This window comes from Streptomyces sp. NPDC018019 (genome assembly GCF_044327805.1).
GTDB lineage: Bacteria > Actinomycetota > Actinomycetes > Streptomycetales > Streptomycetaceae > Streptomyces.
Genome location: NZ_JBIRGD010000068.1, coordinates 1 through 5,545 on the forward strand (window position 1 = coordinate 1; position 5,545 = coordinate 5,545).

The 5,545-nt window shown below is 70.3% G+C and carries 7 protein-coding genes and 1 pseudogene; 3 read left to right on the top strand and 5 right to left on the bottom strand.

Annotated elements, in window-relative coordinates; all coding sequences use genetic code 11:
- Window positions 1-301: 301 nt before the first annotated feature.
- On the bottom strand, window positions 302-1,003 hold the full coding sequence (locus ACH4FX_RS43045; RefSeq protein ID WP_398487361.1) for a TetR/AcrR family transcriptional regulator: 702 nt from the start codon (window positions 1,001-1,003) through the stop codon (window positions 302-304).
- 117 nt (window positions 1,004-1,120) lie between these two features.
- Between ACH4FX_RS43045 and ACH4FX_RS43050 the strand changes: the two genes are divergently transcribed.
- Window positions 1,121-2,038: an alpha/beta fold hydrolase gene (locus ACH4FX_RS43050; RefSeq protein ID WP_398487362.1), complete on the top strand. Its 918-nt coding sequence runs from the start codon at window positions 1,121-1,123 to the stop codon at window positions 2,036-2,038.
- Window positions 2,039-2,132: 94 nt separating this feature from the next.
- On the opposite strand, the gene ACH4FX_RS43055 is transcribed toward ACH4FX_RS43050, so the two are convergent.
- The 4 genes from ACH4FX_RS43055 to ACH4FX_RS43070 all read right to left on the bottom strand — a co-directional run bounded on the left by ACH4FX_RS43055 (window position 2,133) and on the right by ACH4FX_RS43070 (window position 3,960).
- On the bottom strand, window positions 2,133-2,288 hold the full coding sequence (locus tag ACH4FX_RS43055; RefSeq protein WP_398487364.1) for a hypothetical protein: 156 nt from the start codon (window positions 2,286-2,288) through the stop codon (window positions 2,133-2,135).
- A 415-nt stretch (window positions 2,289-2,703) separates the two neighbouring features.
- Complete coding sequence (locus tag ACH4FX_RS43060) at window positions 2,704-3,522, bottom strand: TniB family NTP-binding protein (protein WP_398487365.1); 819 nt, start codon at window positions 3,520-3,522, stop codon at window positions 2,704-2,706.
- Window positions 3,519-3,743, bottom strand: coding sequence for a hypothetical protein (locus ACH4FX_RS43065; RefSeq protein ID WP_398487367.1), 225 nt, complete (start codon window positions 3,741-3,743; stop codon window positions 3,519-3,521). The genes ACH4FX_RS43060 and ACH4FX_RS43065 overlap by 4 nt, the downstream gene beginning before the upstream one ends.
- 70 nt (window positions 3,744-3,813) lie before the next feature.
- The gene (locus tag ACH4FX_RS43070; protein WP_398487369.1) at window positions 3,814-3,960 is read right to left on the bottom strand and encodes a hypothetical protein; all 147 of its coding nucleotides are present in this window, start codon (window positions 3,958-3,960) and stop codon (window positions 3,814-3,816) included.
- Window positions 3,961-4,015: 55 nt separating this feature from the next.
- Here ACH4FX_RS43070 and ACH4FX_RS43075 point away from each other — a divergent pair, with 55 nt between their 5' ends.
- Both ACH4FX_RS43075 and ACH4FX_RS43080 read left to right on the top strand, forming a co-directional pair.
- Window positions 4,016-4,900 carry a helix-turn-helix transcriptional regulator gene (locus ACH4FX_RS43075; RefSeq protein ID WP_398487371.1) on the top strand — a complete coding sequence of 295 codons (885 nt, stop codon included), beginning with the start codon at window positions 4,016-4,018 and terminating at the stop codon, window positions 4,898-4,900.
- Window positions 4,897-5,545: pseudogene (locus tag ACH4FX_RS43080) on the top strand (DNA-binding protein); the annotation flags it as partial. The gene ACH4FX_RS43075 and the pseudogene ACH4FX_RS43080, both read left to right, overlap by 4 nt.

Below are 5,545 nucleotides of genomic sequence, written 5' to 3' on the forward strand. Positions count from 1 at the left end.
ACTCGCCCCGGAGCCGTTCCACCTCCCCGAGCCTCATACCTGCCAGCATGCTCCTGGTCAGCCACGATCGGCAGAGCTAACGAAGCACTACTAGGTCGGCAGGTCTCACGCCGCGTGCCGCCACCGATGAAGTCATGCAGGAGATCTGCGGTTGTCCGGCGAGGAATACGTGGACATGTACGGGAGCGGGACCGAGGCGCGGTAGCAGTCGCAGTGTGGCCCGGTGCGGTGGTTCCGGTGAGGGGGGCGAAGTCCGGCCCCGGGCGTAGGACCGTGGACTCGCGTGTCGGTGAAGTCTCTGTCAGGGGGTGGCGGATGTGACGAGCCCGGTGAGTACCCGGCGCATTGTTCGTTCGAAGAGGGCTTGTGGAGCCGGGGGCGGGGCCGCTTCGGGGCTGTCGGCCAGGGCAGCCGCCACATGGGGGTGTGTGCCCCGGGCGACTGCTTCGCTCAGGTAGGCGGTTTGTGCCGCATGGCGGCTCGCGGGCCCGTGGCTCATCTGGTGTTCCGCGCGGGCGAACTGGGCGACGAGGGCGTTCATCAGGCCGACGATCTCCGTCTTGCTCCGTCCCGGCAGGGGCACGGGCGCCATCGCCCGCAGCGCGTATTCCAGGTAGTCCAGCCCCCGCGGGCCGAGCCGGAGCGGTTCCGGCGGGACGTCGGACAGCCAGGGGTGCCGCAGATGGACCTGTTTGGTCCGGGAGGCGAGGGCGGCCAGGTCCTCGACAGGCTCGCCGCTCAGCGGGACGTCGAGGTCGATCTCTCCCGCCACCGCGTCCGTCATCAGGTCCAGCAGGTCGTCGCGGCTGAAAATGTAGCGGTAGAGGGAGGCTTGGCCGGTGCCCAGCGCCTTGGCCACCTGGCGCGTGGACAGGGCCGCCAGGCCGTGTCGGTCCGCCAGTTCGATGGCGACAGCGGTCAGCTCCGCGCGGCTGTGCCCCGCGACAGGGCCGCGGGTACCGCGCTCGGGCCGCGCCCAGACCGTCATGTGTTCCTGCGCCATGTTCGGCACCCCTCTTGTCTCTCGGCCTCGCTGTCCTCGCAATGCATCCCCTACACTAAACCGCGAACGCTGATCGCAGTTAAGTTCTGATCGCAGTCACGGTTACGGGAGGCCCCCATGTCCTCAACATCGCCAGGCTCGTGGAGCCCGGTCCGCTGGGCCGGGAACGGCACGGTCCGGCTCGCGTTCGACCAGTGGACGGAACGGGCCGACGGCGACCCCCTCCTGCTGGTCATGGGGCTGGGCGCGAACCGCAAATGGTTCCCCGACGGGCTGTGCCGGACGCTGGCGGCGCATGGTTTCGCGGTCGCCCGCTACGACCAGCGCGACGGCGGGGAGTCGACCCACCTGCCGCCCGCCGCCACCCGCAACCCGGTCTCGGCGCTGTTCAAGAAGCGCGGCGACGCCTACACCGCCGAGGACATGGCGGACGACGCCGCCGCGGTCATGGACGCGCTGGGGTGGCCGTCGGCCCATCTGCTGGGGGTCTCGCTCGGCGGTGCCGTCGTACAACGCGTAGCGCTCAGGCATCCCGGCCGCGTCCGGACCCTCACCACCATGGCCGCAGTCCCCGCGGATGCCGCGGGCCTGCGGGCCATGCGGTACGTACGGCTGCGGACCCTGGCGAAGTTCGCCGGCCTGAAGTACCCCGACACCCCCGAGGGCAACATCGCCGCCGGCGCCGCCGTACGCCGCCTCCTCGCCTCGCCGAACCGCTCCTTCGACGAGTCGGCCGCCCGGGAAGCCGCCGCGCGCAACCTCGACAGTGGCGTACAGGACCAGCAGGCGCAGAGCCGTCAGATCGGCGCGCAGTGGCACGGCCAGAAAATCGATGCCATCACCCGGCCCACGCTCGTGCTCCACGGGAAGGACGACCCCCTCATCAAGCCCAGGGCGGGAAAGGCGATCGCCTCCCGGGTCCCCGGCGCGCGTCTGGTGCTGCTGCCCGAAGTCGGCCATGAGGTTCCCGAATCCGCATGGAAAAGGATCGCCACCGAAATCCGGACTCTGGCTGACACCACCCGTGTGACGTAGCAACGGTCCGCCGTGCAACGCAACGGGCCCCGAGAGGTCTCCCACCCGGGGTCGTACCGACTGCGTTCGGTACGGCCCCGCTGCGCACCTCGGCTCAGGCTGCCGCCCATTCGAGTCCGAGGTCGGCGAACTGCTGGAGTTTGTCGGTGGTGAGCTTCGCGCGGCATCCCTTCTGATTCATGATCCATACGCCGAGTTTGACCTCGGTGCCGTCGTCCAGCGTCTCTACATGAGCCCTGGGGACCTTCACGGAGCCCTCGCGGGCCTTTGTACTGCGCCAGGGCGGCAACACCGCGCTCGAAGGCGCTCAGAGGCGCCGCAGATGCGGCTCCTCCGGCTCCGGGGCCAGCGGCGTGATGCCGAGCTGCTCCAGGCGCTCGCGCTGCCCGTCCGTCAACGCATGCCAGGCTTCGGGCTTCTGCTGCCGGGCTGTCGTTTGGTGGGGGTGTAGTTGCGGGGTAGGCGTTGTGTTGTGCTGGGGGTTTCCCGGTTTGGTTGAGACCGTGTGAGTGCGGTCTGGTCGGGCTGTAGGTCTGTTGGTGTGGGGTTTGCCCGTTTCCGCTGAGAGTTTTTCCGTGTCCCTCGGGTGGTCCTGCCTTCTAAAGGCCGGTGCGTGTTTTCCCTGGCCACAGCGTTGTGTGCGGGAAGGCCGTCGGGCCGCTCGGTTACCGGTGGGGTGTGGGGGGCCGGTTCGGGGTGGGGCGGCGGTGGGTTTCGGCGAGGTGGTCCAGGCGGATCGCTTCGAGGCTGGTGTTGGTGATGCGTTCGGTGCCGTCGCTGATGGTGGTGATGGCTGCTTGGCGGATGAGGCGGGTCAGGCTTCCGATGCGTCCTGCGGTGCGTTGGTGGAGGTAGGCGGCGTGGCGGGGGAGCGTGCTCGTGCGGTGTGCCCGCAGATCGAGTGCTGCTTCCACACCCGTGATGAGTTCGCGGAAGGGTTCGTGCTGTCCGAGGCGTGCGGGGAATGCTCCGCATTCCACCAGGGAGGCCTGCCCAGCGAGTTGTGCTCCGCGTACTCCGGAGAACAGGGCGGTGCGGGTGACGTCGATGCCCGCATACACGAAGGTCGCGCGGATGCGTTCGGTGAGGTCTTTCAACAGGTCGGCGGTTTCCGCGCCGGCGGTGGTGCGGGGGTTGAGCCGGTGGACCTCGTCGATGAGGATCAGGCGCACGCCGGCCTGGTTGTAGGTGTGGCAGACGGCGTCGGTGATCTGGGCCTGTGCCATCCGGCCGGTCACGGGAATGCCGAGGTAGCGGGCGAACTCGGTCGCGAGGGCTTTCGCGCTCGCTGCGGGCGGGACCAGCACATACGCCACGGGCACCGGTGCGTGCGTGCTGCGGTCCGATGGCGGATGCTGCCGGGTGTGGGCGAGGTGGCAGGTGCGCCCGGTATGGAGGAGGGCGGTGGTCTTTCCGGCCGCTGCTGGCCCAGTGACGATCAACGAGGGCTGTGCGGTGGTCTGCTGGTGCTGTCCCAGGATCACAGGATCATCAGTGTGCGCACGTTCGTGGTGAGGGTGTCGATGGCCGGGGTCCGTACCGTGACGAACGCGGAGTGGTAGGCGAGGCGTTCTTTCGTGCCCCGTTCTGGTTCTCCGGGGGCGGGTGGTTGTGGGGGAGGGGTGGTGGCGAAGTGCGGCCAGCGCTGCCAGGTCGTCACCGGCCACGCCGGGCCCCCTGGCCCGGCGCTGTCTGGGGCGCTCATACCGTTTCCTGTCCGGGTGTCCTTTGCGTGCGTCGCAGCAGGACTGCCTTGCACTCCCGGGCGGGGCCGCTCACCACTTGAGAGCTTCTTCCTCGGCGTCGTAGAGCCCGTACCCGGCCACTGGCACCGCCGGGCCGTCCAGGGTCTCGTCCTGTGTGACGCCTTCTGTGTCCTGGTCGTGGCCGAGGCCGTCGAGGCTGCCCCCTTCCGCACACATGGCCTCCGGATCCGGTTGGGGTGCTTGGGCCCTGGCAGAGCGGTGTGGTGGGGGAGTGCCGTCGCCGGCCGAGCGGTTGCGGTTGCGTACGGCGGCGAAGCTGTCGCGCACCCAGGTGGCGCAGGCGTGTGGGGTGGGGCGTCAGACGGTGGCGAACTGGGAGGCGGGCACTGCCGAGCCGGCGCCGCCGGCCCGGCTCGCGTACCTGCGCCTCCTGGAGGGGCTGGCCCGGCTGCACCCCGCCCCCGCCGAGGCGCCCGCCGCCCCTGCCGGTCCGGCACCTGTGCCGTCGGCGGCTGCGGCGCCGGTGTTCGCCGAGGCGCACAGTGCCTTCGGTCCCGACGGTCTGGTCGCCCAGGGTGAGACGGCGTCGTGCCTGCGCTGCGGTGTTCCCACCCCCTACAAGGCGACCGACGGCCGTTCCCTGCACCCGGGTGGTTTCTGCCCGGCCCCCGCGCCTGCCGTCCCGGCGCTGCAGCCCGCGGCTGCTCCGGCGGTCACGGCGCTGACCGTCTCCGCGGCCCCCGCGTCTGCCCCGGCACCGGATCCGGGGGCGGGTACAAACCCGGCTGCGCTGGCGGCGCAGAGCGCGCAGCGCCATCAGTCCCAGCGCCGCGCCCGTTCCGCCTCCCGCGCCCAGGCCGACACCGAGCAGCTGATCGTCCGCACGGTACGTACCGAACTCGACAAGGCCGAGGGTGATGCCGACGCCGCGACGGCCGCGCTGGTCAGGCGGGCGATCCCGGACGTGATGGCGCTGTTTGATGGGACCCGGGCGAACGCGCGCTACGACTACACCGCCTACCCGGCGCTGCCGGACATCTTGCACAAGCCGAAGAAGGGCGACCCGGACCTGATCTGGGAGGCCCGCCCGAACTGGCGCCCCCCGACTACCGCCGCCACCCCGACGGCGACCTGCACGTCACCGCCCTGGACGTGAATGCTGCCTACCTCTCCGCGATGAAGACGTGGCTGCCCATAGGCAAGCTGGAGCACTCCACCGACGGCACACATGACCGTAAGCGCGCCGGCGTCCACCTGATCACCCCGCCCGCCTGGGAGCACCGCGACCTGCCCAACCCTCTCGGCGACCGCGACGAAGCCGGCCCACTGTGGGTGACGGGGTCGACCCTGCGTCTCATGCTGCGCCTGGCGGGCCCGAAGTACCGGTTGCTGGACGAACCGCCGGTCATCCACGAGTCCTGGACCTCCGGCGCCACCGAGAACTCCCTCGACGCCCTGCGCGTCCTGCTCGCCGGCGCCCGCTCCAAGGCCCTTGAGACCGGCGACGAGGTCACCGAGGCGTCCGTGAAGGCGATGTACGCCAAATTCGTCTCCACCCTGGGAGAGTCGATCCATAACCGTGAGATCATGCGCCCGGACTGGATGCACCTGGTGCGCTCCCAGGCCTTCGCCAACCTGTGGAACCGCGCCTACAAGGCCCACCAGGCCGGCCTGACCGTCATCAGCGTGATGGGCACCGACGAACTGCACGTCGCCGGCGGCTGGCGCCCCGTCTTCCCCGAAGGCCGCGCCCTGGGGGAGATGAACGTCAAGACCGACCGCGACGGCGCCCCCGTCACCT

Excerpts from the sequence above, each read along its gene's own strand:
- ACH4FX_RS43065 (WP_398487367.1), bottom strand. The coding sequence starts at position 3,743 with ATGAGCGCCCCAGACAGCGCCGGGCCAGGGGGCCCGGCGTGGCCGGTG.
- ACH4FX_RS43070 (WP_398487369.1), bottom strand. The coding sequence starts at position 3,960 with ATGTGTGCGGAAGGGGGCAGCCTCGACGGCCTCGGCCACGACCAGGAC.
- ACH4FX_RS43050 (WP_398487362.1), top strand. The coding sequence starts at position 1,121 with ATGTCCTCAACATCGCCAGGCTCGTGGAGCCCGGTCCGCTGGGCCGGG.
- ACH4FX_RS43045 (WP_398487361.1), bottom strand. The coding sequence starts at position 1,003 with ATGGCGCAGGAACACATGACGGTCTGGGCGCGGCCCGAGCGCGGTACC.